Below are 26,843 nucleotides of genomic sequence, written 5' to 3'. Positions count from 1 at the left end.
AATAGAACCCCTGATGAAAGATTGCCGCCATTAGCTGAAAGCAGCGGTAACGCCAGCACGATATCAACGCTGCTGTAACCAGTAAGATGCGATAAATCACACGCCGGAGGCAGGTTATCTGAAATTCCTGTATCCACTAACGTACCGTCAGGAAAGCGCACAACCAGATTAACGGGGTTCAAACGGGAAACCGTTAGCGCACTTTCATCAAACTCCGCGCTGATGACGCCCCATGGTGATGAAAGTGACATATGAGCAACAACGTCAGCTACATAGGCATCCCAACGTGTCTGTTGCTGAAACTGCTGGGGAGCCAGAAAGGCCCCCTCGCTCCATAACGGACGATAGATCTTCATCGCACCTCCTGTGCGCTGCGTCGTTAAGATTTCGACTTAGGCATTTGTGAAACTAACGACAAGCTGACGTCCATACCTTCAACCTGGAAATGCGGAATGGCATACAGGCGCACACGGAAGAAACCGGGGTTATCCTCAATATCCTCCACCACGACACGCCCATCACGCAGCGGGTGTGATGCCTGCAAGTCATCGCCAGGATCGGTCATTTCGGTTACCAGACTGCGCAACCAGTTATTAAGTTCAAGCTCAAGCAAGCGGCGATCTTTGGTCGTCCCAATATTTTCTCGCTGCAGTATTTTCAGGTAATGAGCGATACGAGAAAGCAGGAAGATATACGGCAAACGAGAGTTAATCCGACTGTTAGCCGTCGCTTCCGGGGTATCAAACTGCGCCGGTTTCTGAGCCGAATTAGCAGAGAAGAAGCAGGCGTAATCACGATTCTTATAATAAGAAAGCGGAATAAAGCCAAGATTGGCGAATTCAAACTCCCGGGTTTCCGGAATCATCACCTCAGACGGAATCTTCACCTGATTACCCGTACCCAGATCGTACAAATGGATAGGCAAATCTTTAACTGCGCCGCCCGCCTGTGGCCCACGGATCTGGACGCACCAGCCATTCTTGATAAAACTTTTCACCATGTTCACAGCGAAAGAGAAAGATGCGCTGGTCCACAGGTATTTTTCGTGATCCGGCCCCTTCACCTCTTCAACATAGTTGAAGCTACGTACCGGCACGGTATCAGGACCATACGGCAGACGCCCCAGTACACGCGGCATAGTCAGCCCGATATAGCGTGAATCGTCGCTATCACGAAATGCTTTCCACTTAATGTATTCAGCACGTTCGAAGTAATCATTGATGTCTTTTATGGCCGCAACTTCTTCCATATTTTCTTTCAGGAAAAATGTCGGGCCAACGGAACCAATGAACGGCATATGACAGGCTGCCGACACGCCAGAAATATTGCGCAGCAATGCAATATCCTGCGGGCTGTTATCAAATTCGTACGCTGAAATCATTGCCGCAATGGGTTCGCCGCCAGGCTGATCATATTCTTCAATATAAACATGACGGTATAACCCGCTCTGGATAAGCTCCGGCGCGTCGTCAAAATCATCACGTAACGCATCCTTGCTGATATCCATCATTTCTACCCGGACATTTCGACGGAAGTCGATGCCGGTGATCATCGAATGTAAACCGCGCCAGAGCGATTCTTGCTTCTGAAACTCAGCACGATGCATGACTTCATTTACCTGATCGCTAATCTGCTTATCGAGGCGCGCAATTTGTTCATCAAGCAGCGTTTTATCCAGGCGCTCTACTGGCTGTGCGGCGTCCGCCAGACATGAAACCAGAACCTGAATAGCTGCGGTCACGCGTTCAGCCGGAGCGGCATCAGAAAGCGCTTCATCGCTCTGCCACGCATCTACATTTTTTAATGCCGAAACCGGGGAAAGATTAATTTTGTCAAAGAGGGATTGATAAACGCTACATTCACTGGTCGTAGTGGCCGCGACTGAAGAGGTATGTTCCTGAACAGACATCAACATATTCCTTATTATGATCCTTTACTATTCCTGCCAATTAAGCGGAGGAAACCCTGTATAGCGTTAAATCTCTTCTGGCATCATGGTTGCCAGTTCATCACGCAGTTCCTGACTCAGGGCTGGATCCTTAAGGATGGTTTCCAGCTCGCGACGAAAAGCAGCGTTATCAAGTAAGTTAGATTTCAGGTCACGAAGTAAGTTACGCATAGCCAACAGAGCGCGTAATTGTGGGATATTTCTGGCTACCTGCTCGGGCTCAAAATCGCGGATATTTTTAAAGGTAAGATTAATATCGTCTTTTCTACCATCACCAGCCAACGTATTTTTAACACTCAGATTAACGACTGGTGAGAACTTAGCTAACACATCGTTGAAATTATTCTTATTAATATCAACCTTTTCGCGTTCCGATAGCGGTCGTTGTTCTCTACCATTACTGAAATCACCCACGGTCAAAAGTTTTAACGGCAATTCAACCTTTTTCTGAACGCCTCCGGTGTGTAAATCTAACTTGATATTAACGCGTGCCGTCGGCACTTCATTCTGAAAACTGTCACCCATACATCCCTCTCAGACCGGCGATTCCTGCCGATATTCTGCATTTCCTAACGGAGCATTTTCCAATCGCTCAACGAGTTTCATACAACGTCATTTCTGTGGGCAGTCAACAACGACTGTTAATGACAATTAATGATTATAATTAGTGTGGCGATGTAATCCGATATATTCTCTAATAGAAAACATGATCAATATCACCAATCAATCAAATAATACATCAGTATTATTTATTTAAAAGAGAGATCAAGAAGCCCTTTATCTAATACAAACAACAGGAATTAATTAACGTTAAATGCATTCACTGAATAAATATATTTTTATTTTGAAATATTACCAAGGGGAATGCTTGCCATTATATGTATAGGCCACGTCATTTATTAAAACATAATTAAAATCAATTTAACTATAAATAAAGAAAGCCGAAGATATACTTCGGCTTTTCGCACCTCATTCCGGAGCACGCAGAAAGATTACGCTTCCTTCACCACAATCAACGGCTCGATATCGCTCTCTTTTTTAATCACCAGCGACTCGTCACCGCGCAGGCAGGTCCCGCCGTAGTTACCACCTACGGTGAAGGTACAGACCTGAATATATTTACCAGCAACCTTTGGCAGACACCAAAGTTGCTGATAAATGTTCTTCTGCTCGGCAAACTTACCGCTGGTTTTATCCAGCAACTCTTCCTGATGACTTACCAGATCGATGTTGCTGCCACAACGTCCTGCAATAGGTTTCACCGCATAACCCGTTTTCGCCAGCTCATCATTCACTGTGAAATCCGTATCAAGCAGATAGCGATGATGAGGGAATAGCTGCCACAGAATCGGTAGAATCGCTTTGTTCCCAGGAATCACTGTCCACAGTGGTTCAAATACCAATACTTCCGGGCGCAGCAACACGTCTATCAAGCGCACTTCCTGCTGGGTATGTCCGGTACGAATCGGCACCGCGGCGTACTCCGTTTCGCTGACCTCTCGCACCTGCTCAATCGCGGTTTCCCATGCCCAGGTTTTCCAGACACAGTTCACCAGACGACCATCACCGTCAATCAACTGACCGGCGTCATCCCAACGTAGCTCATCGAGGCCACGCAGAATTTTGCTGTCAAACCCGGCCTGACGCAGCGCCTGCTGCATAAACTGCGCGTGATAGTTTTCCTCGATATCCTTATCCTGCATGATGTGGACAAACGGACGTGCGCGGCTGTGCTTCCAGGCCCCCGCCAGTTCGTTGATCAACCCTTCAGCCGGGTTGTGTCCCTGCCCTGTGTAGCCACGCTCGGCCCATCTTTCGAGGATCAGACCGGCTTCGGTATGGCAGGATGCGGAATCGGCGTTGTACTCGTACACTTTCAACCCACGCTCATCCATACAGAAATCCATACGCCCCGTAATCATGTGATGCCGACGCCGCTGCCAGGAAAGACGCAGGCGTGGCCAGAGGATTTTCGGGATATCAAACAGCGCCAGCAGATTATCGTCTTTTAGCACTTTGTCGGTTGCGTGCAGATACATCAGGTGCAGCTCGTTGGTCGCTTTAATCAGCTCCTGCTCTGCACTTTCGGTAATCGTGAAGTACTGATGCGGATCCTGATTAATCACATGACCGTTCGCCAGCACGTAAGCTTTTTGCAGCGGGTCCTGCTCATCGAGCCACTTACCGTCAAACTGCCCGTTATCTTCCAGTCGTGCGCCGCCAATTTTTAGGGAGTCATTGGCGATCTCCGGCTGCGGCAGGCTGTGGCGAGTGTCGTCAGTCTGGATCATCCAGCCAAGGATGGTGGTGTCATCAAAAGTGTCACGCAGCGTGTAACAGCCATTTTCCACTACCATTTCCAGCTCGCGTGTCCACTGCTGCCCAGGGGGCAGCGGCGTATGGATCACGTTCTGCTCGGCAATACGGATTTTGTTTTCCAGCAATTGGGTGACGACCGCCACATGGCCGGTGTCTTTAAATTCGCCGCCTTTCTGCCAGATAAGCAGAGCACCTGCAACCGGCGCACGAGGCGAACCATTCGGGAATGCCTGTAACGGCAGGATGTTGTCATTCACCACTTCACGCAGGAAGCGCAAGGAGAAGATCTCCCAGGCCATGCCCACATCGGTGAAGACCATGCCATAGTTGAGGAAGAGAAAACGGCGTGCAAATTCTACGCACTGCCATTTGTGGCCCATATATTCGTCGTCGATATAGCTACGAAAAGCAGCATCATCGTCGTAGTCCCGTGGGTCGAGGGAGCTGTAATCTGAAGAGTAGATTGCTACGCCGCCTGGGGCGTAGCCCAATAATGTCCCGAATGGGGCATCCTGACTGGTCGTTCCTTTGCTCATGCACCTTACCTCAAAACAATACAGCCTGAGCAGGTTGGCGTGAATTTTTCGCTCTGATTGCCTGCTCTGCGACACTAACCGGACAGAGGTCGACCTATCATACACCTCAACGCAGCGGCTGGCGCTCAGAGGCGAAAAATTCACAGCAGGAACTACGCCTTCTTCAACGTCACCGGTACGCTTTTATACGCCGGAGTTAAGCTTTCAGTGTCTACCGCATCCAGTGACAACAACACATTCGCTTCCGGCAGATAAGCACCAATTGAGCCCGCGGCCATGTTGTAAATCACTACCGTTAACCCGTACATCACGCGATCGGCACAGGGCAGCCCGTTATCGTCCAGCGCCTGAACGTTGACCACATCCCCCTGACTCAGGCCGCGAGCCACTGCTTCAGTGGCACTCAAAAACACCACGTCGCGCCGACCGGTAATGCCACGATAGCGGTCGTTCATGCCATAGATAGTGGTGTTGTATTGATCGTGACTGCGCAACGTCGCCAGAACCAGCGCATCCGCAGGTTGGTTTTCCCGCACCACGGCCCGTTGGCGGCTGACGATAAAGTTGGCTTTGCCATTCTCCGTACGCCATTCACGGCGTGAGGCTGGTGTATCCATACGAAATCCGCCTGGCTCGGCAATTCGTGCGTTGTAGTTGTGGAATGCCGGAATCACGGCTTCAATGGCGTCACGGATCAACGCGTAGTCCCCGGTTAATGCTTCCCAGTTTACCGGCGAAAGCGGCAGCGTGGCGCGTGCCATTGCCGCCACAATTGCCGGTTCAGACTTTAACCATCGCGAAGCGGGTTTCAGCCCACCACAGGAAGCGTGGACCATCGACATTGAATCCTCGACGGTCACCGACTGAATGCCTGTCGCTTGCAGATCGCGTTCCGTTCTGCCCAATGCGGGTAGCAGATAGTTATGTTTAGCCAACAGCAAATGCGATCGATTGAGCTTGGTTGCGATATGGACCTGCATATCCAGCTTTTTCATCGCGGCGAAGGTACGCTGTGGTTGCGGCATAGCCACCGCCAGGTTTCCCCCCATGCAGATAAGCGCTTTCGCCTCTCCCCGCTCGATGGCCCGAATGCTCTCCACGCTGGAGCGGCCATGTTTGCGCGGAACGCGGATAGAAAAATGCTTCTCAAGGCGTTGCAGGAAGTCTTCGGACGCCGCTTCGTTGATCCCCACAGAACGATCGCCCTGCACGTTAGAATGACCACGCAGCGGGCAGATCCCCGCGCCCTGCTTGCCGATATTGCCTTTCAGCAACAGCAGATTGATCAATTGCTGAACGTTCTCAGTACCGTTTTTATGCTGGGTGATCCCCAGGCCGTAGCAGATGATAGTTGCGCGGGACTTGCTGTAACTGTGCGCCAGGTCTTCCATCTGGCTGCGCGTCAGGCCGGAGTCCACTTCCAGCGCCGCCCAGCTACACTGGCGTAGATCGTCATACAGCGCCGAATAGCCTTCGGTATGCTCATCGATAAAGGCATGATCGAGACAAGGTTGTCTGTTCAACAAGATCCGCGCTTCATCCATTTCGATCAGCGCCTTCATGATGCCTTTAAGCAATGAGGCATCACCGCCCATTTTGACCTGGTAGTAGTCGCTGCTGAGTTCCGTTGCCTGGCCGGTGAACATCTCTTTCGGACTCTGCGGGAAGCTAAAGCGCTCAAGCCCTCGTTCGGTCAGCGGATTGATGGAGATAATCTTAGCCCCGCGTCTGGCAACATCGCGCAGCGTGGTGAGCATGCGCGGATGGTTCGTGCCAGGGTTGTGCCCAATACAAATCACCAGATCGCAATGGTCAAAATCATTGAGCTCAACGGTTCCTTTCCCAAGGCCAATGGCCTGTGTTAACCCTGCGCTGGTAGGACCGTGGCACATGTTTGAGCAATCAGGGAAGTTGCTGCTGCCGTATTCACGGGCAAAAAGTTGGTACAGGAACGCAGCCTCGTTGGACGTTCTGCCTGAGGTATAAAACTCAACCTGTTGTGCTGAATCATAGCTGCGCAGACGCTCGCCGATTTCCTGAAACGCGATATCCCAATCCACCGCCTGCCAGGTGTCTGATGCGGCATCGTATTTCATTGGATGCGTCAGACGACCGATATTTTCCAGCTCATAGTCGCTGTAGTGCCAGAGCGTGGAAACCGGGTGACGGCTGAAAAATTCCGGTGACGCTTTCTTGCGGGTTGTCTCCCAGGAGACCGCCTTAACGCCGTTTTCGCACAGCTCCATTGGCGCACGATGCCCGGGGTCCGGCCACGCGCAGCCCGGACAATCGAACCCTTTCACCTGGTTCATTTTGAACATCGCGATAATGTCGCGAGCAACAGCTTTTTGCGAAAACACCGAAGCAGTGACGGCTTTTACCGCGCCCCACCCACCTGCCGGGCCCTGATAACCGCTAACTCCTGGAACACCATTTTTCATTGTTACTGCTTACTGACCGCCAATTATTGATGGTGAGTACGGTAGCAATTTCCGTCTAATATTGATTTCCTCTTCATGGAGTACAGCCTGGGTACAATGAACGGATTAGTTTTATCTTCCCCTTTCAGCATAAAGCGACATAAAGTCCCAATCTGTTAAATTGAGTTCTACCTAGCTGCTACACTGCTTCAACACAACCACTCAGAAGGCAGGTCAACATGTCAGACAACACTTATCAGCCCGCGAAAGTCTGGACGTGGGAAAAATCAAACGGCGGTGCATTCGCCAATATCAACCGCCCGGTTTCCGGTGCAACGCACGAGAAAACGCTACCGGTCGGCAAACATCCGTTGCAGCTGTACTCGCTGGGTACGCCAAATGGTCAGAAAGTGACGATTATGCTGGAAGAGTTGCTGGCGCAGGGCGTCAAGGGGGCGGAATACGATGCCTGGATCATTCGCATTGGCGATGGCGATCAGTTCTCCAGCGGCTTTGTTGAAGTGAATCCAAACTCTAAGATCCCAGCGCTGCGCGACCATTCACAAAACCCGCCGGTACGTGTATTTGAATCTGGTTCGATCCTGCTCTATCTGGCGGAAAAATATGGTTACTTCCTGCCGCAGGATTTGGCGAAACGCACCGAAACGCTGAACTGGTTGTTCTGGCTACAGGGTGCGGCTCCCTTCCTCGGTGGTGGTTTCGGCCACTTCTACAACTATGCGCCGGTTAAAATTGAGTACGCAATCAATCGCTTCACCATGGAAGCCAAGCGTTTACTCGACGTGCTGGATAAGCAACTTGCACATCATCAGTTTGTGGCGGGAGATGAGTACACCATTGCCGATATGGCGGTCTGGCCGTGGTTTGGCAATGTGGTATTGGGGAATGTCTATGATGCGGCAGAATTCCTTGATGCGGGTAGCTACAAGCACGTTCAGCGTTGGGCAAAAGAGATTGCAGCACGTCCGGCAGTTAAGCGTGGTCGCATTGTAAACCGCACTAACGGACCGTTGAATGAGCAGCTTCATGAACGCCATGATGCCAGCGACTTCGATACCAATACCGAAGATAAACGTCAGGGTTAACGCAAAATGCCGGATGGCGACGCCGGGGCGTCGCCATCCGGCATAAAATCACGCGCTGGTAACGTCATACTCCATGCGGCGAAGTGCATCCAACGTGAATTTAGCTTCATCTTCATCAATGATGCTCATGGCGAACCCTACGTGCACCAGCACCCATTGCCCGACCAGTTCGGCAGGCTCGCCTTCACATATCAGGGCAATATTAACATCACGCTTGATGCCGCACACTTCAACCTGCGCAAGCTGGTGAATATCTTCACCAACGGCCAGAACCTGACCAGGGACTCCAATACACATATCTGACTCCGCCCCATAGCAACCTATGGGCTATTCGACTTCAATACTTTTCACTTTCAGTGAATCGCCAGCATCCACCCGCAGACGATCGCCCTGACAGAGAGGACACTGTGCATCATGCTGAGTGATCTCTACGACCTGACTGCAATCCCAGCACCACGCCTGGGCGGGTTTGTAATCAATATGCAGTTCACAACCCTGCGCCAGCGTACCCTGACAGACGATGTCGAAACTGAAACGGACGGCACTCTCCTCAACGCAGGAGAGTGCGCCAATTTCCAGCCAAACGCCGGTTACGCGTTTAACACCGTGCTGCTCTGCCTGCTGTTGAATAATCTCAACCGCGCTCTGACAAAGAGACAGCTCATGCATTTTCGCAGTTCCGCCGGCCCAACAGCAGCGCACGACGTCCCATCTGCGGCGCATTCGGGTCACTTACCGGTAGCGATAACACCATCCGCGCGCAATCGTCAGTCAGACGCACACCTTCCTGTGCCGACAGACTATGCGAAAGCGGCGACATCAGCGAGCAGGAGAGGTATTGCGATACACCATCCAGTTCACCCACGGTAAAGGTCATCTCGCCATACGGCAGACGCAACCCGATTTTTTCGCTGACTTTACGCACGGGCCAGATCTGATCCGGCCCGGGGAAAATCAGTGCGCTGAGCATCCAGGGCGTGATAACGCATCCCGTCCACTGCCCTTCAAACAGCGTAAAATCAGAGACATACACCGGCATATTCGGATGCAGGAAAGAAAGATCGTGCATCGAACGTCGGGAAACCTCTTCAAACGCAGCCTGAATTTGCTGCTTCGGGGCTGTCTGAAAGCCTAAGAACTCCTCAGACATGTGCCTTCTCCCGTGGAATAGCTTCAACGCCAGACTCGCGCAGCGCAGCAAGAACCTGCTCAAGCGCAGGTTCAATCATCGCTTCAACCGTTGGCGTTAGCCCGATATGCGGCTCCAGCGATTCCGGAATAACACCGACTAAGGTCAGCTTTTTCGGAAACTCGCCGGTAAAACGCAGGGCCGACAATACGTCGGCCAGGCCAAGCTGGTGCGGTGAGATTTTGTTGGTAAACAGCGCCGGGATCTCTTCATCCCGCAGGACCATCATCGTTCCTGGCGTGTTTTTCTTCGACACAATGGCGTCAGCAATGATCAGATGATCTCTGTTCGCCATATCGCCGAGAAGCTCCATCCCAGCCGTACCACCGTCCAGAACATCAACATAGTCTGGCAGGATGTACCGTTGCTCTAATGCCTCAACGATACGTACCCCGATGGCTTCGTCGGTCAGCAAAATATTTCCGACCCCTAAGACTAATATCCGCATTACAGAACCTTAACTGAGACCACTTCGTTCCCGTCAACGTCCACCACATGCACTGCACATGACATACAAGGGTCGAAGGAGTGAATGGTACGAACCACTTCCAGCGGTTTGTTTGGATCGGCAATCGGCGTACCGACCAGCGAGCGCTCATACGGACCCACTTCATCATTAAAGTTACGTGGGCCGGAGTTCCAGGTTGACGGAACAACCGCCTGGTAGTTGCTAATAATGCCGTCTTTAATCACCATCCAGTGAGAAAGCATACCGCGCGGCGCTTCAAGGAAACCCACACCTTTGAATTCGCCTGTTGCCGGGATATCCGGTTTCACGAAGGTGGTGTGGTCGCCTTTACCGATGTTCACGATCAGCGCGTTGTACTGATCCTGCAGAACATTCTGCAGTTCACAGCAGTGAACGGTACGACCAATGATACGGCCCAGCGTAGAGTGCAGCTGCGACACTTCGATAGTTTTACCGGTCAGCTTGGTGTAAATCGCGATGATTTCATTCAGCTTGGCATGAGTTGACTCGCGTTTAGCTGCAAGTTTACACAGCATGTTGGCCAGCGGACCCACTTCAACCGTTTTACCGTAGAAGGTCGGCGCTTTAACCCAGGAGTATTTGCCGTCGTCTGACCAACCGGTGTAATCAGGAACCGTTGTGCCTTCCCACGGTGCCTGCGGCGCTTCGTCTTTGTACCACGCGTGTTTCGCACTCTCCTGAATCCCTTTAATCAGGTACTCATCTGAATGAGAAGTGATCGGACGATAGGTCGACAGATCAGCATCGGTGATATAACCGCCCGGGAACAGGAAGCTACCGTTTTTACCGTCAGTCGGGAATTCCGGCGCGCTCAGGTAGTTAACCGCACCCTGACCACGTTCCAGCCACTCAGGATAGAACGCAGCAATAACCGCGGTATCCACCTTGTAAACCTGCTCAACAAAGTCGCTCAGCTTATCGATGAAGGACTTGATGTACATCAGACGTTCAAGGTTCAGTACGCCAAGACCGTCAAGGTTAATGGGGTTCGCAACCCCACCAACGGCCAGGTTCTGAATGTGCGGTGTTTTACCGCCCAACAGCGCCACAACGCGGTTAGCATCACGCTGGCATTCCAACGCCTGCAGGTAGTGTGCAACCGCAATCAGGTTCACTTCCGGCGGCAACTGCATTGCCGGGTGACCCCAGCAGCCGTTGGCAAAAATACCTAACTGACCGCTGGCAACAAGGTCTTTGATCTTGTTCTGTACCTTGGTGAACTCTTCAGCGCTGTTCAGATGCCAGGAGGACACGCCGTTCAGCATCGCCGAGGCCTTCGCCGGATCGGCTTTCAGCGCAGAGGTGATATCCACCCAGTCCAGCGCAGACAGCTGGTAGAAGTGCACGATATGGTCATGCGTGGTGTGCGCAGCAAGAATGATGTTACGGATGTACTGTGCGTTCACCGGAACATCAATATTCAGCGCGCTTTCAGCTGCACGAACAGAAGAGATAGCGTGAGTTGTGGTGCAAACACCACAAATACGCTGAACAATCATCCAGGCATCGCGCGGATCGCGATTTTTCACGATCTCTTCCATGCCGCGCCACATGGTACCGGAAGCCCATGCTTTAGATACCACGCCATTTTCGATTTCGCAGTCGATGCGTAAATGACCCTCAATACGGGTTACCGGATCAATAGTAATTCTCTGGCTCATGCTTTGCTCGCCTCATGACGATTTTGATCGTTTTGTTTTAAAGGAGGAAGTATCGGCAGTAGACGAATGAGTACGATGTATGCACAAATCTCAATAGCCACAAAACCAATAGAAATCAACAGTTCTTCCCAGGTCGGGAAGTAGTGGTAGCCACCACCAGGATTGAATGCCACCAGCGAATAGGACAGACGCCATGTTGCACAACCCAGCAATGCGCTCAACGCGGACAGATACAGCATACGCGAGTCATTGCGCAGCTTCGTGACACGCAGCACTACCAGCGGGAAGACCATCAGCACGACTTCAATCCAGAACATCACGGAGTAAAGATCGCCTGCAAACGCATACGACAGCTTGTCGCGGTAGATCAACTCGCCAAAGCGCAGGACCACGAAAATCGCCAGCAATATGCTGATGGTATTCGTCAGCTTGATGAACAGACTTTTCTCGTCCGGACCGTTACCTTTCAGACCCGCTTGTACCAGTGAGCCTTCAAAAATGACGATCGAGAAGCCCATTATAAAGGCGGTTAATACGGAGAAAAGTGGCAGCATTTCATAAGCTTGCCATAGCGGATGTACTTTATAGCCCGCAGAAATCATCAATGAACCCATTGAAGACTGGTGCATGGTCGGCAGCAGCGCGCCGAGAGCGATAATAAAGAACATCACTTTATTCAAACGCTTGAGCGATACTTTCCAGCCCAGACGTTCGAACAAGGCCGGAGCAAATTCCAGCGCCATGATACCGATATAGATGGTCATACAGACCGCCGTTTCAAACAGTACCGAGTTCACGTTGAAGTGACCCGGAATGTAGAAATACGGCAGGTTCCAGTAACGACCGACGTCAATGGTGATCGACAAACCACCCAGCGAGTAACCAAACAGGCTCGCCAGCAGCGCCGGACGTACCAGCGGATGGTATTGTCCTCTGTTGAAAACATACACCGCCCACGCCAGCGCCCAACCACCACACGCGAAACCGGTACCGATCAACAGGTCAAACGCGATCCATACGCCCCACGGGAAACCGCCGTTCAGATCGGAAACTGACCCCAATCCGAAGACCAGACGTTTTACGATCAGGAGCATACACAGGACGATTAACGGCCCAAAAATAATGACCGGTTTGCTGATTATTCTTCCGCCCAGCGGTTTAGGATCATGACTCATGATCGTCTCCTCCATCGTGATGGTCGTTTTTCGTATTACGACGAACCAGCACGGTTAAGCCCGCCAGCGCTGCCAGGGGTAAAATCATGCCCTTATACAGGGAATGTTGAACATGTTCGGAACGCGCACCGGTTGAAAGGTCATCCAGTTTTGGCAGATCCAAATCCTCGTAAGGAACACCCGTCAGCACCATAACCTGCGTACCACCGCCTTCCTTTTCACCGTACAGGTGCGGATAGTACTTCGGTACCGTATGCAAATAGGTATCACCAGCGTTCACTGTCTGACGCGGATAGTGGTATTCGCTGCCAGGCTTCAGCGCGAGACGTTTTTTCGCCTCAGCCATCAGCTCTTCACGCGTACCAAAAATCACGGCACCGGCAGGACACACTTCAACACACCCCGGTAAACCGCCTTTGTCCAGACGTTCAACGCCTTTCTGGTTACACAGTTCACATTTATGAAGTGCGCCAAACGGGTTGTTGTAGTCGTATTTAGGCACGTTGTACGGGCAGGCAACCATGCAATAGCGGCAGCCAGTACAGACATCTTTGTCATAGTGGACAATGCCGGTTTTCGGGTCTTTCTTCAGCGCGGAAACCGGGCAAACGGAGACGCAGTTCGGATCGACACAGTGCATACACTGTTTCTTAATGTACGCGTAGCCATTCTCTTCCTGGTCTTTGTTAACACCTGTTCCGCTACGCCACACCTGGATGATGTTGTTGGTGTACGGTGACAGTTTGTCGTTGTTCGACCAGGTCTGCTCGCCTTCCGGGTTACGCGCCGGGAAGTTGATATCCTGACACTTGGTGACGCAGGCCTGGCAGCCTACGCACAGCGTCGAATCATAGAGCATCCCAAGTGAACCTGGGATCGGCGGACGGTTTTCTGCAGCCGCATGACTGATGGACGGCGCAGCGCCCAACAGCAATGCCCCGCTGGAGGCTGCTTTAATAAAGTTACGTCTGTTCACGGTTATTCTCCCCGTGAGTCAGCGTTATCTTTCTTCTGCTGACGCCCCAGTTCACGTACCGCCATCACGCTGACGCCGGCAACCAGTCCTACTACGCCGCCAAGCAGCCCAATAGCCCCAGCTGAAATGTTGCCGCCTTCTTTCATGTTGACATCAGGCTTCTCTGAACGCGGGGTTTGGTTTTCCACATGGGCGAGTTGGTGAATGCCTTTATGGAAACCGACGCCTTCTTCGTTACAGCCGTAGCAAGGGTGGCCGATCGCCACCGGCCACACGCCGCCAACGTCGCAGAATTGCAATGTTGAGCAGTTGCCGTACGTTTCTGGCCCTTTACAGCCCAGATGATAGAGGCACCAACCTTCACGGTGGCCTTCATCGCCGAACTCTTTAGCAAAACGACCGGCATCAAAGTGCGGGCGACGTTCGCAGTGTTCGTGAATCAAACGACCGTAGGCAAATGTCGGACGGTTTTTAGTATCCAGCTTCGGCGGCTTACCGTAAGTGATGATATGCGCGACCGTGGCGAGGAAGTTATGCGGGTTAGGCGGACAGCCTGGGATGTTGATGATGGTTTTGCCTGGCAGAACTTCTTGCAAGCCGACTGCGCCCGTTGGGTTCACGCCAGCGGCAGCGACACCACCCCATGCGGCACAAGAGCCGATAGCGATGATAGCTGCTGCACCTTCGGCCGCTCTGCGGATGTGATCCACAATTGGCTCACCGGCAACCATGCAGTAAATACCATTATCTTTTAGTGGTATAGAACCATCTACCACCAGAACATATTGCCCTTTGTACTTCTCCAGAGCGTTATGTTTGTTCTCTTCGACCTGGTGGCCAAAGGCGGCAGAGAGTACCTCATGGTATTCCAGAGAGATGGTCTCCAGAACGAGGTTTTCCACTGTAGGGTGTGTCGCACGAAGCAGCGATTCAGTACAACCCGTACACTCCTGAGCACCAATCCAGATAACCGGTGGGCGCTGAGGACGAGAAACTGATTCGGCCATTTCTGCGGCGGCTTTGCTACTGAGCCCCATGGTAGCGGCCAGTGCTGCACAAAGCTTCATGAAATCACGGCGATTGATGCCGTTCGAATTGATGAGAGAATTATCTCCAGTCATTTTATTGTTATTCCGTTGCGAAGACCTGGCTTTTATTTTGCACCATTCGCATGTTGCTTATTGCGATCGGCGCGCCATTACCACACTTTTTATATGGTTATGTGCATTATAATACTTCGGCGGAGCAACAAAACGAAGGCGTAGGTCAATAGTGTAATTAATTAAAGCAAGATAATACCCCTTTTGGATCAAGCTTCGAGCCGATAGCCGGCCATGAAAAACCGAATTGTTGTACTCGACTGGTTCTCTTTGAAGAAATCCATCACCATCTCTTTATCCAGCCCGTAACGGCGCGTCAGGATCCCCGCTTCCCATGCGCTGAGCTGTCGGTCGCCCGTTTTTTCAAACATTCGATGTGAAAAACCCAGAACAAAACCGCGTTTATAATCTGAACAAAAATTCGCCACTGTACGAGCACTGTCCGCACTTGAGGCGTTCAATCCGGCCATCAGGCCCTTACCAAAATGGTTGTCCATGCATAACCTCCAATCGCTATATAACAAATTATATAGCGATTTTTTAAGCAAAGGCCAGAGGTATCACGCACTTTTTTGTGCCAGATTAAAAGGACACCCACTCGTCCGTTTTAGGTGCTGCAGAGGTTCTGCTTTCTGCGGAAGGGGAAGCAGTATTTGTCGATGCATATTGCACATCGTTAGCTGAAAGCCGGAATTGCTGTACAGAGCGTTGCAGCTCTTCCGTTTGCCGTTCCAGCGCTACTGCCGCAGCGGAGACTTGTTCTACTAACGCGGCATTCTGTTGCGTCACGCTGTCCATCTGAGTGATCGCAACGCTGACCTGCGAGATGCCTTTATTCTGCTCTTCAGAAGCAGAGGCAATTTGTTTCATGATAACGGTCACTTCGGTCGCGCCGCGCAGAATCGCTTCCATCGTTAACCCGGTCTCTTTGACCAGTCGCGCCCCCTGATCGACACGACGCGACGATTCACCGATTAATGTCTCAATCTCTTTTGCCGCGCCGGCGCTACGGCTGGCGAGATTGCGTACTTCCCCCGCTACCACGGCAAAACCACGTCCCTGTTCACCAGCCCTGGCCGCTTCAACGGCGGCGTTAAGCGCCAGAATGTTGGTCTGGAAAGCAATGCTATTAATGACGGAGGTAATTTCTGCGATCTGTTTAGAACTGGCTGCAATACCGTCCATGGTGTCGACCACTTCAGAAACCAACTTGCTTCCTTTACCTGCCGTTTCTGTTGCGGTATCGGCAAGCTGGCTGGCCTCACGCGCATTTTCGGCGTTAAGTTTTACCGTTGCGGTCAGCTCTTCCATGCTGGCAGCCGTCTCTTCCAGCGCCGCCGCCTGCTCTTCAGTACGGGAAGAGAGATCGTTGTTGCCGGTAGAAATTTCCGTAGCGCCTCGCCAGATGTTGTCACTGCCTGAACGAATCGTACTTACGGCTTCACGCAGGCTGTCCTGCATTGCGCACAATAAAGGAACCAGTTGGCCGACACAGTTCCGGCCGAATTCTTCAATCGGATGGCTGAGATCGCCCTGGGCAATCTGGCGGAACTGCTGGCGAATACGGCCGAGAGGTTTCACCATCATGGTAACGAGGTAACGATCGGTGAAGAAAAGGAGGGCGATCCCGAGGATAACGGCAGTAATAATCAGTGTCCGAATGATCGACGTTTTACCGTCTACCATAATACGCGTCGCGTCCAGTCGCATGCCGGCGGCGGCATTAAACCGTTCAGCGCTGGCACCAAATTCACGGCTCAGTGCGGGCGTAATCGTGCTGGCATGTTCCGAAAACGCCGTCAGCGAGCCCTGCTGCGCCAGCTGCATTTGCGGTATCACGCCTTTATCCAGTAAAGCTTGCCACTTGGCCAGCACTGCTGCTGAAATTTCCGGGTCCATCGGACCGGGAGACAATGTTTTCATCTCCTGGAGCTTTTGGCTCAGATTATCCAGCGATTGCTGGGCAGGTGTGAAATCAGGCGTTCCACCACCAATTTTGACATCCACTGCGCGGCTCAGGCGCGTCACAAAGCGAAAGTACTGATCGTTCCCCTGGCTCAGCACCGTCATCTGTTTGACGAGATGGCGGTCAATATCATTCCCTTCTGATATTTTTGATAAAGCATGAAGACTGAATAAACCCACGCCCGACCAGAGCAGGCAAAAAAGTCCAAGTATTGCCAGCATGACAATACGAATAGTGAAGTTTTTCAGCAAATACATAATAATTTCCTTGCCATTGATGAGGAATTCGCCATCAGGCGATACTTTCCCTTGTTATCGGCAGGCAATGGAGAAGATATAATACGTTCTTTATTTTTTTACTTTTTTAAGTCTATCTATTATCCCTGCGGGTCATATCAATATGAATGTTAATGAAATTAGGTAGCATTATTATTCAGATAATTAACCTAAAGCTGTAAATAATGCGTTGTTTTTCATAACAAATATTTATCAAACCAGGCAAGAGTGCGTTCCCAGGCTAAATCAGCAGCTGCTTTATCATAACGGGGTGTCGAATCGTTATGAAAACCATGATTAACACCGGGATAGATATATGCTTGATAGATTTTCTTATTCGCTTTGAGTGCAGCTTCATAAGCGGGCCAGCCTTCATTAATTCGAGTGTCTAGTTCTGCATAGTGTAATAATAAAGGCGCATTAATTTTAGGGACATCGGAAGCCGGTACCTGACGCCCATAAAAGGGCACCGCACATGCCAGTTCAGGGAAAGCAACAGCCGCGGCATTCGCCACCCCGCCGCCGTAGCAAAATCCGGTGATCCCCACCTTTCCCGTCGTCATCGAATAACGCTGCATAAACTCAATAGCGGCAAAAAAATCATTCATCAGCTTAACGGGATCAACCTGCTGCTGTAATTCCCGGCCTTTATCATCATTGCCGGGATAACCACCCAGTGAACTTAATCCATCGGGGGCCAGCGCAATATAACCGGCCTTCGCCACCCGTCGTGCAACATCCTCAATATACGGATTCAAACCGCGATTCTCATGTACCACAACCACTGCCGGAACCTTCCCCGTCGCCTTCGCGGGTTTCACCAGATAACCTCGCACATCACCATGCCCATCAGGCGATGGATAGGTAATGTATTCTGCCAGAATATCGGGATCGGTAAATTCTACCTGCGTTGCCAGAGCATAATTCGGTTTCAGCAAATTGAATAGCGCCAGTGCCGTCATGCCCCCTACCGCATATTTCGCCGCCAGATTCAGAAACGCTCGTTTAGATATTTTGCCATGGGCGTAATAGTCATAGTAATCGAGCAACTCCTGCGGAAAGTCTTTAGCAGTCAAACGCAGCATGGTCGCACTCCTGAATGATGTTTTTTTAAGCAAAGCACAGTGGTCTGTTTTTGCCCAGTTTTTCATCCCAATGTGACCTGGTGAACGGGATATTCACCACGAACCCGCTAGAATAGAAACGTTGTTTTGAAATTCACCTGCACTAAGGAGATCTCATGGCCTGGTTTGCCAATCCTGAACGTTATGAGCAAATGCTCTATCGCTACTGTGGTCGCAGCGGTTTGCGCTTGCCCGCGCTGTCGCTGGGGTTATGGCACAGTTTTGGACACGTTCACGCTCTGGATTCACAACGAGCACTGCTGCGAAAAGCATTTGATTTAGGGATCACGCATTTTGATTTAGCCAATAACTACGGGCCGCCTCCGGGCAGTGCTGAAGAGAATTTTGGTCGCTTACTGCGCGAGGATTTTGCACAATATCGTGATGAATTGATCATCTCGACCAAAGCGGGTTACGACATGTGGCCGGGGCCGTACGGTTCTGGCGGCTCACGCAAGTATCTGCTAGCCAGCCTCGACCAGAGCCTTAAGCGTATGGGTATCGACTACGTCGATATCTTCTATTCGCACCGCGTTGACGAAAATACGCCAATGGAAGAAACCGCCTCGGCGCTGGCCCATGCCGTGCAAAGTGGCAAAGCGCTGTATGTCGGCATCTCATCTTATTCGCCAGAGCGCACGCAGAAGATGGCCGAACTGCTGCGGGAATGGAAAATTCCGCTGCTTATCCACCAGCCATCCTACAACCTGCTTAACCGCTGGGTAGACAGCAGCGGCTTGCTGGATACGCTGGAATCCAACGGGATGGGCTGTATTGCTTTCACCCCGTTAGCGCAGGGGTTGCTGACAGGGAAATACCTCAACGGCATTCCTGATGGTTCCCGCATGCAGCGTGAAGGGAAAAAAGTCCGTGGACTGACGGAAAATATGCTGACGGAAGCCAATCTTAACAGTCTGCGTTTGCTCAATGAGATGGCTCAACAGCGTGGGCAGTCGATGGCGCAAATGGCGTTAAGCTGGTTACTAAAAGATAACCGGGTCACATCGGTATTAATTGGCGCCAGCCGACCTGAGCAGTTAGAAGAGAACGTTCAGGCACTGGCAAACCTGACATTCAGCACCGAAGAACTGGCACAGATCGATAAACATGTCGCGGACGGCAAGCTCAATCTGTGGCAAGCCTCATCAGACAAGTAACGATCTGACCATGACGCCGGGTGTAGTCCTGCCCGGCCTTAATGGCCCGCTGATGAGAGCGGGCAAGTCAATCTCGCCTCACACCTCGTCCTCTTTAATCAACGGACGCTGGTATTCCGGCCACACCAGCGCGACAAGTGCAGGATAGGCTTCTAGGCTGAACTCCCTGAAGCACTGTCGCAAGTTAAGCACATCCAGATCGGCGTGCGGGACTTTCTCCCCGCTGAGGCAGCGCTTTTTGATATTGTCGTAATACTTATAAACCGCAGAGTTAAGATCGCTACAGCGCCGCTGTGCGTCAAAGAGCCCGGGCGTTTCATTCAGCTCCACCATCGTCATCCGCTTGACTGTAGAGTGGATAAAATCGATATATTCGTGATTGACTCGCCAATACCATACCGGAGTAATCGAATTCATCAGGGCAGAAAAATGATCTTCTCCCTCTTCTTTACTTAGCAGTTCCGGCTGGTGCTGTGCGTTAACATCTTCGGCATAACGGTTTTTATTTGCACTACGCATTAGCAAAAGTACCCCGCAGGTAAGCAATAGCAGGGTAATAACAGAATAAAATATACTGTTCATAGCAGGCTCCATTTTTTTTGATTTTAAAATTACCCCATGCTATTGTCAACGCGGCCTACCTTATTAAAAAATCATATTATTGGCAGCAAAGGATATTTCAACATGCTTCCCGAGCATCTTGTTCCCTCTCGTTTTCATTTATCCGCAACCCCGAACAATACCAGCACCACAGAAAATAGTGAAAATTTGACTCAGGGAAAGATAACGCTAAGTGATTACGAATCAGAAATTTTGATTAGTTCTGCAGCTACCGGCCAGTCCCGGAATATATTATTTGAAGAGTGCGATCGTCATTTAAAAGAGCGTCTTTTCCGCGCCGCAAAAATCGAGTCATTTACTCGCCTGCTCAATTCATTACAGGCGGAAGGCGACATTAACGCCCAGGAATTAAGTAAAATTTTGGCCAAAAAAACAGCCATGATAAATGAACAAGGCAACAAAATTTGGCTTAATTTAATTACTCGCGAAACCAACGATCCTATTTTTTATTCTCTGGAAGAGAAATAAAATGAAAGATGTTGAAGATAATAATGTTTATTTGGCTTTAGATAACCATAAAAGTGATGAGTTTGTCTTAAAACAAAATCTGTCTGTGTTGATAGCCAATAAAAACGCAACGCTGGAAAGCCTTGCTCAAGAGATGGTTTCTATACCCGCCGCGCTGGTGCGAATGAAATGGCAAAATCGTCATGAAATCTACGCACTGCAAGCCAAAGAAGAGATTTACGGTGCCACTATCGAGGCCATCATCGCTCAGCAACCAGAATTGCGGGACAAAATCATGGCCCGCCTGGAAAGCACTTACCAGCATCTGCTTGCGCGTGAAACCGCCACACTGCGCCTGACCCGTAAGCTATCCGAAGGGAACTACGAGCCCACAAAAATCACGACGGTGGCGTTGGACGAGAACAGATAAGGCAAAAGACTTGCAGGGGAGTGATATCAGGAGAAGCTTGCCGGGTAAGGTCGCACCTGTACCCGGCAACAAGGATTATTTGGCTTTCACGGTCTCTTCACCGACCAAACCAATCTTCAGGTAGCCCGCCTGATGCAACGTATCCATAACCTTCATCATGGTTTCGTAGTCGACGGTTTTATCTGCCCGGAAGAAGATGGTGGTGTCTTTCTTGCCTTCCGTTAGCGCGTTTAGCTCGTTAATCATCGTCTCATCGGTGACCTGATCGTTACCAATAAACATGGTGTTATCGGCTTTTACTGACAGGTAAACCGGTTTTTCCGGACGCGGTTGCGGCGTACTGGTGGATGCAGGGAGATTCACCTTCACATCCACGGTTGCCAGCGGTGCTGCCACCATAAAGATGATCAACAATACCAGCATGACGTCGATAAACGGCGTCACGTTGATGTCATGCATTTCACCGTTATCGTCCAGGTTTTCATTAAAGCTCATTGCCATGGAACATTATCCTACACGTAATTTCTGCGCAGCACGTACCGGGTGTGCAGACGCGCTTGCACTCAGGTCCAGGTCACGACTTTGCAGCAACAGCACCTGCGCCGCGACATCGCCCAGCATCGCTTTATAGCTGCCAATCTGACGAGCAAAAATGTTGTAGATAACAACAGCAGGGATTGCCGCGACCAGACCGATCGCGGTCGCTAACAAGGCTTCTGCAATACCTGGAGCAACAACAGCCAGGTTGGTGGTTTGGGTTTGTGCGATACCGATGAAGCTATTCATGATGCCCCATACTGTACCAAACAACCCGACAAATGGAGAGATAGCCCCGATGGTTGCCAGGTATCCATTACCCCGACCCATCTGACGGCCAACGGCGGCAACGCGACGTTCCAGACGGAAACCGGTACGCTCTTTGATCCCTTCGTTATCATCACTGCCTGCTGACAGTTCCAGTTCATTCTGCGCTTCATTAATCAGCAGAGAACCCAGGCTTTTAGCATCGAATCCAGCGGCAATCTCACTTGCCATTTCTAAAGAGCGGGCATCTGCCAGCATTTGCTGTTCGCGCTTAAGACGGCGCTTCTGCGTAAAGAACTCAAGGCTCTTACTAAAGAAGATAGCCCAGGTGACCACTGACGCCAAAATCAGCCCAATCATCACGCACTTAACCACGATATCGGCGTGCTGATACATACCCCAGACGGAAAGGTCCGTCTGCATCAAATTATTACCCACTCTGTATCTCCAGAACGCAAATCACAAAATCTGAGCGTAATCATATCAAAACGACGTCGAATTGATAGTCGTTCTCATTACTATTTACATAGTGCCGCACCTTTGGTTTCTTTTCCTTGCGCTCACGCAGTAAAAAAGTCACCAGAAATCGATTTGAGAATATTTTGTACTTTATGACTATTCTGCAGGACGCGGCAGATGAGATTCATGCTAGTTTAGACATCCAGACGTATAAAAACAGGTAATACAACATGGCAGATAAGCAGCTTGAGACCAAACTCGTTCACGCCGGGCGTAGTAAAAAATACACGCTGGGTTCGGTAAATAGCGTGATCCAGCGCGCGTCTTCACTGGTATTCGACACCGTTGAGGCGAAAAAACAGGCGACGCATAACCGCGCAAACGGTGCCCTTTTCTATGGACGCCGCGGCACGCTGACGCATTTCTCACTGCAGGAAGCGATGTGTGAACTGGAAGGCGGCGCGGGCTGCGCCCTGTTCCCCTGCGGTGCAGCAGCCGTTGCCAACACCATCCTTGCCTTTGTTGAACAAGGCGATCATGTGCTGATGACCAACACCGCCTATGAACCCAGCCAGGATTTCTGCACTAAGGTGCTGGGCAAGCTTGGCGTGACAACCGGCTGGTTCGATCCGCTGGTCGGCGCGGATATTGTGAAGCATATACAGCCGAACACTAAAGTCGTTTTTCTGGAATCTCCAGGTTCTGTCACCATGGAAGTTCATGATGTTCCAGCCATTGTTGCCGCAGTCAGAAGCGTAGTGCCTGACGCGATCATCATGATTGATAACACCTGGGCTGCGGGCGTGTTGTTCAACGCGCTGGATTTCGGTATCGATATCTCAATTCAGGCAGGGACGAAATATCTGATTGGTCATTCTGACGGCATGGTTGGGACAGCGGTATCCAATGCCCGTTGCTGGGATCAACTGCGTGAAAACGCCTATCTGATGGGACAAATGCTGGATGCTGATACCGCCTATATGACCAGCCGCGGATTGCGGACGTTAAGCGTTCGCCTGCGCCAACACCATGAAAGCAGTTTAAAAGTCGCCGAATGGCTGGCTGACCATCCGCAGGTTGCCCGCGTGAATCACCCGGCGCTTCCCGGCAGCAAGGGACACGAGTTCTGGAAACGCGACTTTACCGGTAGCAGCGGTCTGTTCTCATTTGTTCTGAATAAGAAGCTAAATAATGAAGAGCTGTCTGCGTATCTGGATCACTTCAGCCTGTTCAGCATGGCCTATTCCTGGGGCGGTTTTGAATCACTGATTCTGGCTAACCAACCGGAACATATCGCGGCAATCCGTCCGCAAGGCAAAGTGGACTTCAGCGGAACGCTCATCCGTTTACACATCGGTTTAGAGAATGTTGACGATCTGATTGCCGATTTAGCCGCAGGATTTACCCGAATCGAGTAACATTGCCGCAGATGGACATATATGCAGACACTTCTGGTGGAAAAGTCTGCAATTGTTGCGTCCGGGATCAAGGCATCCCGGACAATTCAGGAGTACAATCCACCTATAAACGCTGTTCCACAGGAAAGTCCATGGTAGTCATTCAAGATATTATCTCCGCGCTCTGGCAACACGATTTTGCCGCGCTGGCGGACCCACACGTCGTGAGCGTGGTGTACTTTGTGATGTTCGCCACGCTGTTTTTAGAAAATGGCCTACTGCCCGCTTCCTTTTTGCCCGGTGACAGCCTGCTATTACTGGCAGGAGCGCTGATCGCTCAGGACGTGATGAGTTTTTTACCTACCATAGCGATTCTGACTGCCGCTGCCAGCCTCGGTTGCTGGCTGAGCTACATTCAGGGGCGCTGGCTGGGTAATACGCGAACAGTGAAAGGCTGGCTGGCACAATTACCTGAAAAATATCATCAGCGTGCGACCTGTATGTTTGACCAACACGGGTTGATGGCGCTGCTCGCCGGACGTTTCCTGGCGTTTGTTCGCACCCTGCTGCCAACCATGGCGGGGATTTCAGGGCTGCCTAACCGTCGCTTCCAGTTTTTTAACTGGCTGAGCGGTCTGCTGTGGGTCACTGTGGTCACCAGTTTCGGCTATGCGCTCAGCATGATCCCGTTTGTTAAACGTCACGAAGATCAGGTAATGACCTTTTTAATGATCCTGCCCATCGCCCTGCTAACCGCAGGTCTGCTGGGAACGCTGTTTGTGGTGATTAAAAAAAAATACTGTAGCGCCTGAGCTGCGTCCGTAGGCCGGGTAAACCCCGGCATTTCGCCTTACAGTGCACGGCTTTAAGGCCTACGGTGAACCAGTCTGACCGACAAGAGATCAACTCCCCTGCATCATCCGAATTCTGGCTGCATCTTCCCCTGGCGTGACGCCAAAGTAACGTTTGAACTCCCGACTAAACTGCGATGCACTCTCATAACCCACACGCATGGCCGCCGCACTGGCTTTCATCCCGTCATGAATCATCATCATCCGCGCTTTATGCAATCGATAGCTCTTCAGATACTGCAACGGTGAAGTACTGGTCACCGATTTAAAATTATGATGGAACGCCGACACGCTCATGTTCGCTTCAGCTGCCAGCTGTTCTACATTAAGGTTTTCGGTGTACTTGGTTTCAATTCGCTTCAGCACACGGCTTATCAAACTGAAATGTGTCTGGCGACTGACCAGCGCCAGCAAGGCTCCGCCACGCGGCCCGGTCAGCACATGGTAGAGGATCTCACGAATAATCTGTTTTCCCAAAATACGTGCATCCAATGGCCGCTCCATCACATCCAGCAGGCGTTCCGCAGCACAGAGAATTTCATCGGATAGCGTCGCCGAATTGATCCCGCTTGCCGCCATTGCGGGTTGAAACAACTCATCCTCACCAATATCCATCAGCAATTCCTGCAACTGCAGGATATCGACGTTCAGGCGGATACCAGCCAACGGAACGTCCGGTGTCGCATAAGTTTCACATTCAAAGGGTAAAGGTACTGTGAGCAGTAAGTATTCGTTGGCATCATAGCGAAAGACACGCTCGTTGATATAACCAATTTTATATCCTGAAAAGAGAAATATAATGCCAGGCTGATACATCACGGGCGTGCGCACCCCGGGTTCAGAGCCGTACAGTAAGCGAATATCAGGCAGCAGATCATTCAATTTATTTTCATTATTTTTCAGCTGCTTAATTTTATCTGTCAGCAGGAGACAGATCTCATCACGGTTCATAGGGCACCACTTCATCATTGATTTGCAACCTTGATATAGTGCGCACTTTTATCCATTTTCTCCAGTAGTCTGTAGAAATGGGCAAGACATCGGCAGAAATGAGCATTGAGAGGAACGCGTCTGACGACCACAATGTTCACCATCAGGCAGACACTCGCCTACCCTCTTTTTTACCCACACAAGGTAACGAGCAATGAACAACTTTAATCTCCATACCCCAACCCGCATTCTGTTTGGTAAAGGCGCGATTGCAGAACTGCGCGACCAAATCCCGCAGGATGCTCGCGTACTGATTACCTACGGCGGTGGTAGCGTGAAAAAAACAGGCGTTCTGGCACACGTTCAGGACGCACTGAAAGGTCTGGATGTGCTCGAATTTGGCGGTATTGAGCCGAACCCATCCTATGAAACGCTGATGAACGCGGTAAAAATCGTGCGTGATGAGAAGGTGACATTCCTGCTGGCGGTAGGCGGCGGTTCGGTGCTGGATGGCACAAAATTCATCGCCGCAGCGGCACATTATGCAGACGGCGTTGACCCGTGGCGCATTCTGGAAACACGCGGTAACGACGTACAAAGCGCCGTCCCAATGGGCTCGGTACTGACCCTGCCAGCAACCGGCTCTGAATCTAACTCTGGTGCGGTAATTTCGCGTAAAACGACTGGCGACAAACTGGCCTTCATGACCCCGTTTGTCCAGCCGGTATTTGCTGTACTCGATCCGGTTTACACCTATACCCTGCCGCCGCGTCAGGTTGCCAACGGCGTGGTAGATGCTTTTGTTCATACCGTAGAACAATACGTGACTTATCCGGTAGACGGGAAAATTCAGGATCGCTTCGCCGAAGGCATTCTGCTGACGCTGATAGAAGACGGTCCGAAAGCGCTGCAGGAACCGGAAAACTACAATGTGCGTGCGAACGTCATGTGGGCAGCCACTCAGGCACTGAACGGTCTGATCGGCGCAGGCGTACCGCAGGACTGGGCAACCCATATGCTGGGTCACGAACTGACGGCAATGCACGGACTTGACCACGCTCAGACGCTGGCAATCGTCCTGCCTGCATTGTGGAATGAAAAACGCGATACCAAGCGTGCCAAACTGCTGCAATACGCAGAGCGCATCTGGAATATCACCGAAGGCTCCGAAGACCAGCGCATTGATGCCGCGATTGCCGCCACCCGTCAGTTCTTCGAACAAATGGGTGTACCGACTCGCCTGTCTGACTACGGTCTGGATGGCAGCTCCATCCCGGCACTGCTGGAAAAACTGGAAGCGCATGGCGGTACGAAACTGGGCGAACATCAGGACATTACGCTGGACGTCAGCCGCCGGATTTACGAAGCTGCCCGCTAAGGTTTTTTGACCTCTGACTTTCGTTTTTGGCTATTTATACCAGGCTTAAGTCACATAAACCTCACCGGGGCTTGCTCCGGTGTA

The 26,843-nt window shown here is 51.1% G+C and carries 26 protein-coding genes and 1 pseudogene; 7 read left to right on the top strand and 20 right to left on the bottom strand.

Features of this window, described 5'->3' with window-relative positions:
- Positions 1–8 precede the first annotated feature (8 nt).
- From tssK to RYZ59_RS13895, 5 genes and pseudogenes are all read right to left on the bottom strand, one after another.
- Positions 9–356 (bottom strand): annotated as a pseudogene (tssK, locus tag RYZ59_RS13915) (type VI secretion system baseplate subunit TssK); the annotation flags it as partial.
- A 23-nt stretch (positions 357–379) separates the two neighbouring features.
- A complete protein-coding gene (tssC, locus tag RYZ59_RS13910; RefSeq protein ID WP_318048618.1) occupies positions 380–1,909 on the bottom strand; it encodes a type VI secretion system contractile sheath large subunit in 1,530 nt (509 codons plus the stop codon).
- Positions 1,910–1,975: 66 nt separating this feature from the next.
- Positions 1,976–2,473, bottom strand: a complete 498-nt coding sequence (gene tssB, locus RYZ59_RS13905) for a type VI secretion system contractile sheath small subunit (protein WP_137382586.1) — start codon at positions 2,471–2,473, stop codon at positions 1,976–1,978.
- A gap of 467 nt (positions 2,474–2,940) precedes the next feature.
- The gene (gene gss, locus RYZ59_RS13900; RefSeq protein WP_137382585.1) at positions 2,941–4,803 is read right to left on the bottom strand and encodes a bifunctional glutathionylspermidine amidase/synthase; all 1,863 of its coding nucleotides are present in this window, start codon (positions 4,801–4,803) and stop codon (positions 2,941–2,943) included.
- Positions 4,804–4,955: 152 nt separating this feature from the next.
- On the bottom strand, positions 4,956–7,244 hold the full coding sequence (locus tag RYZ59_RS13895) for an FdhF/YdeP family oxidoreductase (RefSeq protein ID WP_318048621.1): 2,289 nt from the start codon (positions 7,242–7,244) through the stop codon (positions 4,956–4,958).
- Between the two features lie 218 nt (positions 7,245–7,462).
- On the opposite strand from RYZ59_RS13895, the gene yghU reads away from it, so the two are divergent.
- Positions 7,463–8,329 carry a glutathione-dependent disulfide-bond oxidoreductase gene (yghU, locus tag RYZ59_RS13890; RefSeq protein ID WP_137382583.1) on the top strand — a complete coding sequence of 289 codons (867 nt, stop codon included), beginning with the start codon at positions 7,463–7,465 and terminating at the stop codon, positions 8,327–8,329.
- Between the two features lie 48 nt (positions 8,330–8,377).
- Here the strand turns inward: yghU and hybG are convergent, their stop codons facing one another.
- The 11 genes from hybG to yghX all read right to left on the bottom strand — a co-directional run bounded on the left by hybG (position 8,378) and on the right by yghX (position 18,246).
- A complete protein-coding gene (gene hybG, locus RYZ59_RS13885) occupies positions 8,378–8,626 on the bottom strand; it encodes a hydrogenase maturation factor HybG (RefSeq protein WP_048213216.1) in 249 nt (82 codons plus the stop codon).
- A 30-nt stretch (positions 8,627–8,656) separates the two neighbouring features.
- Entirely contained in the window at positions 8,657–8,998 is a 342-nt protein-coding gene (hypA, locus tag RYZ59_RS13880; protein WP_153752251.1) for a hydrogenase maturation nickel metallochaperone HypA, read from the bottom strand.
- Positions 8,991–9,479, bottom strand: a complete 489-nt coding sequence (gene hybE / locus RYZ59_RS13875) for a hydrogenase-2 assembly chaperone (RefSeq protein WP_271455562.1) — start codon at positions 9,477–9,479, stop codon at positions 8,991–8,993. The genes hypA and hybE overlap by 8 nt, the downstream gene beginning before the upstream one ends.
- Positions 9,472–9,966: a HyaD/HybD family hydrogenase maturation endopeptidase gene (locus RYZ59_RS13870; RefSeq protein WP_318048630.1), complete on the bottom strand. Its 495-nt coding sequence runs from the start codon at positions 9,964–9,966 to the stop codon at positions 9,472–9,474. The genes hybE and RYZ59_RS13870 overlap by 8 nt, the downstream gene beginning before the upstream one ends.
- On the bottom strand, positions 9,966–11,669 hold the full coding sequence (gene hybC, locus RYZ59_RS13865; RefSeq protein ID WP_003828353.1) for a hydrogenase 2 large subunit: 1,704 nt from the start codon (positions 11,667–11,669) through the stop codon (positions 9,966–9,968). The genes RYZ59_RS13870 and hybC overlap by 1 nt, the downstream gene beginning before the upstream one ends.
- A complete protein-coding gene (gene hybB, locus RYZ59_RS13860) occupies positions 11,666–12,844 on the bottom strand; it encodes a Ni/Fe-hydrogenase cytochrome b subunit (RefSeq protein WP_137382580.1) in 1,179 nt (392 codons plus the stop codon). Before hybB ends, hybC begins: the two co-directional genes overlap by 4 nt.
- The gene (gene hybA / locus RYZ59_RS13855; protein WP_005123143.1) at positions 12,834–13,820 is read right to left on the bottom strand and encodes a hydrogenase 2 operon protein HybA; all 987 of its coding nucleotides are present in this window, start codon (positions 13,818–13,820) and stop codon (positions 12,834–12,836) included. Before hybA ends, hybB begins: the two co-directional genes overlap by 11 nt.
- Before the next feature lie 2 nt (positions 13,821–13,822).
- A complete protein-coding gene (gene hybO, locus RYZ59_RS13850; protein WP_016154493.1) occupies positions 13,823–14,941 on the bottom strand; it encodes a hydrogenase 2 small subunit in 1,119 nt (372 codons plus the stop codon).
- 188 nt (positions 14,942–15,129) lie between these two features.
- Entirely contained in the window at positions 15,130–15,417 is a 288-nt protein-coding gene (locus RYZ59_RS13845) for a DUF2623 family protein (RefSeq protein WP_318048631.1), read from the bottom strand.
- Positions 15,418–15,502: 85 nt separating this feature from the next.
- Positions 15,503–17,143 (bottom strand): methyl-accepting chemotaxis protein, encoded by a 1,641-nt coding sequence (locus RYZ59_RS13840; protein WP_318048632.1) that lies wholly within the window; start codon positions 17,141–17,143, stop codon positions 15,503–15,505.
- A 215-nt stretch (positions 17,144–17,358) separates the two neighbouring features.
- The gene (yghX, locus tag RYZ59_RS13835) at positions 17,359–18,246 is read right to left on the bottom strand and encodes a YghX family hydrolase (RefSeq protein WP_318048634.1); all 888 of its coding nucleotides are present in this window, start codon (positions 18,244–18,246) and stop codon (positions 17,359–17,361) included.
- Positions 18,247–18,401: 155 nt separating this feature from the next.
- On the opposite strand from yghX, the gene RYZ59_RS13830 reads away from it, so the two are divergent.
- Positions 18,402–19,442: an aldo/keto reductase gene (locus RYZ59_RS13830; RefSeq protein WP_318048636.1), complete on the top strand. Its 1,041-nt coding sequence runs from the start codon at positions 18,402–18,404 to the stop codon at positions 19,440–19,442.
- A gap of 78 nt (positions 19,443–19,520) precedes the next feature.
- On the opposite strand, the gene RYZ59_RS13825 is transcribed toward RYZ59_RS13830, so the two are convergent.
- On the bottom strand, positions 19,521–20,024 hold the full coding sequence (locus tag RYZ59_RS13825; RefSeq protein ID WP_326929129.1) for an ESA_00282 family adhesion-associated protein: 504 nt from the start codon (positions 20,022–20,024) through the stop codon (positions 19,521–19,523).
- Positions 20,025–20,126: 102 nt separating this feature from the next.
- On the opposite strand from RYZ59_RS13825, the gene RYZ59_RS13820 reads away from it, so the two are divergent.
- Positions 20,127–20,531: a hypothetical protein gene (locus tag RYZ59_RS13820; protein ID WP_318048638.1), complete on the top strand. Its 405-nt coding sequence runs from the start codon at positions 20,127–20,129 to the stop codon at positions 20,529–20,531.
- A 1-nt stretch (position 20,532) separates the two neighbouring features.
- Complete coding sequence (locus RYZ59_RS13815; protein WP_005123132.1) at positions 20,533–20,940, top strand: hypothetical protein; 408 nt, start codon at positions 20,533–20,535, stop codon at positions 20,938–20,940.
- 75 nt (positions 20,941–21,015) lie between these two features.
- On the opposite strand, the gene exbD is transcribed toward RYZ59_RS13815, so the two are convergent.
- Positions 21,016–21,441 (bottom strand): TonB system transport protein ExbD, encoded by a 426-nt coding sequence (gene exbD / locus RYZ59_RS13810; protein WP_048213224.1) that lies wholly within the window; start codon positions 21,439–21,441, stop codon positions 21,016–21,018.
- A gap of 6 nt (positions 21,442–21,447) precedes the next feature.
- On the bottom strand, positions 21,448–22,182 hold the full coding sequence (gene exbB / locus RYZ59_RS13805; RefSeq protein WP_137382574.1) for a tol-pal system-associated acyl-CoA thioesterase: 735 nt from the start codon (positions 22,180–22,182) through the stop codon (positions 21,448–21,450).
- Positions 22,183–22,433: 251 nt separating this feature from the next.
- Here exbB and metC point away from each other — a divergent pair, with 251 nt between their 5' ends.
- The gene (gene metC, locus RYZ59_RS13800; RefSeq protein WP_202037747.1) at positions 22,434–23,621 is read left to right on the top strand and encodes a cystathionine beta-lyase; all 1,188 of its coding nucleotides are present in this window, start codon (positions 22,434–22,436) and stop codon (positions 23,619–23,621) included.
- A 131-nt stretch (positions 23,622–23,752) separates the two neighbouring features.
- The gene (gene yghB / locus RYZ59_RS13795; protein ID WP_137382572.1) at positions 23,753–24,412 is read left to right on the top strand and encodes a DedA family general envelope maintenance protein YghB; all 660 of its coding nucleotides are present in this window, start codon (positions 23,753–23,755) and stop codon (positions 24,410–24,412) included.
- 90 nt (positions 24,413–24,502) lie between these two features.
- Here the strand turns inward: yghB and RYZ59_RS13790 are convergent, their stop codons facing one another.
- Entirely contained in the window at positions 24,503–25,402 is a 900-nt protein-coding gene (locus tag RYZ59_RS13790) for an AraC family transcriptional regulator (protein WP_137382571.1), read from the bottom strand.
- 193 nt (positions 25,403–25,595) lie between these two features.
- On the opposite strand from RYZ59_RS13790, the gene yqhD reads away from it, so the two are divergent.
- Positions 25,596–26,759 (top strand): alcohol dehydrogenase, encoded by a 1,164-nt coding sequence (gene yqhD / locus RYZ59_RS13785; RefSeq protein ID WP_318048643.1) that lies wholly within the window; start codon positions 25,596–25,598, stop codon positions 26,757–26,759.
- Positions 26,760–26,843: the final 84 nt, after the last annotated feature.

This window comes from Citrobacter sp. HN-141, from assembly GCF_033341895.1.
GTDB lineage: Bacteria > Pseudomonadota > Gammaproteobacteria > Enterobacterales > Enterobacteriaceae > Citrobacter.
Note: the sequence above shows the minus strand (reverse complement) of the source record. Positions and strands in the feature narration are given on the sequence as shown.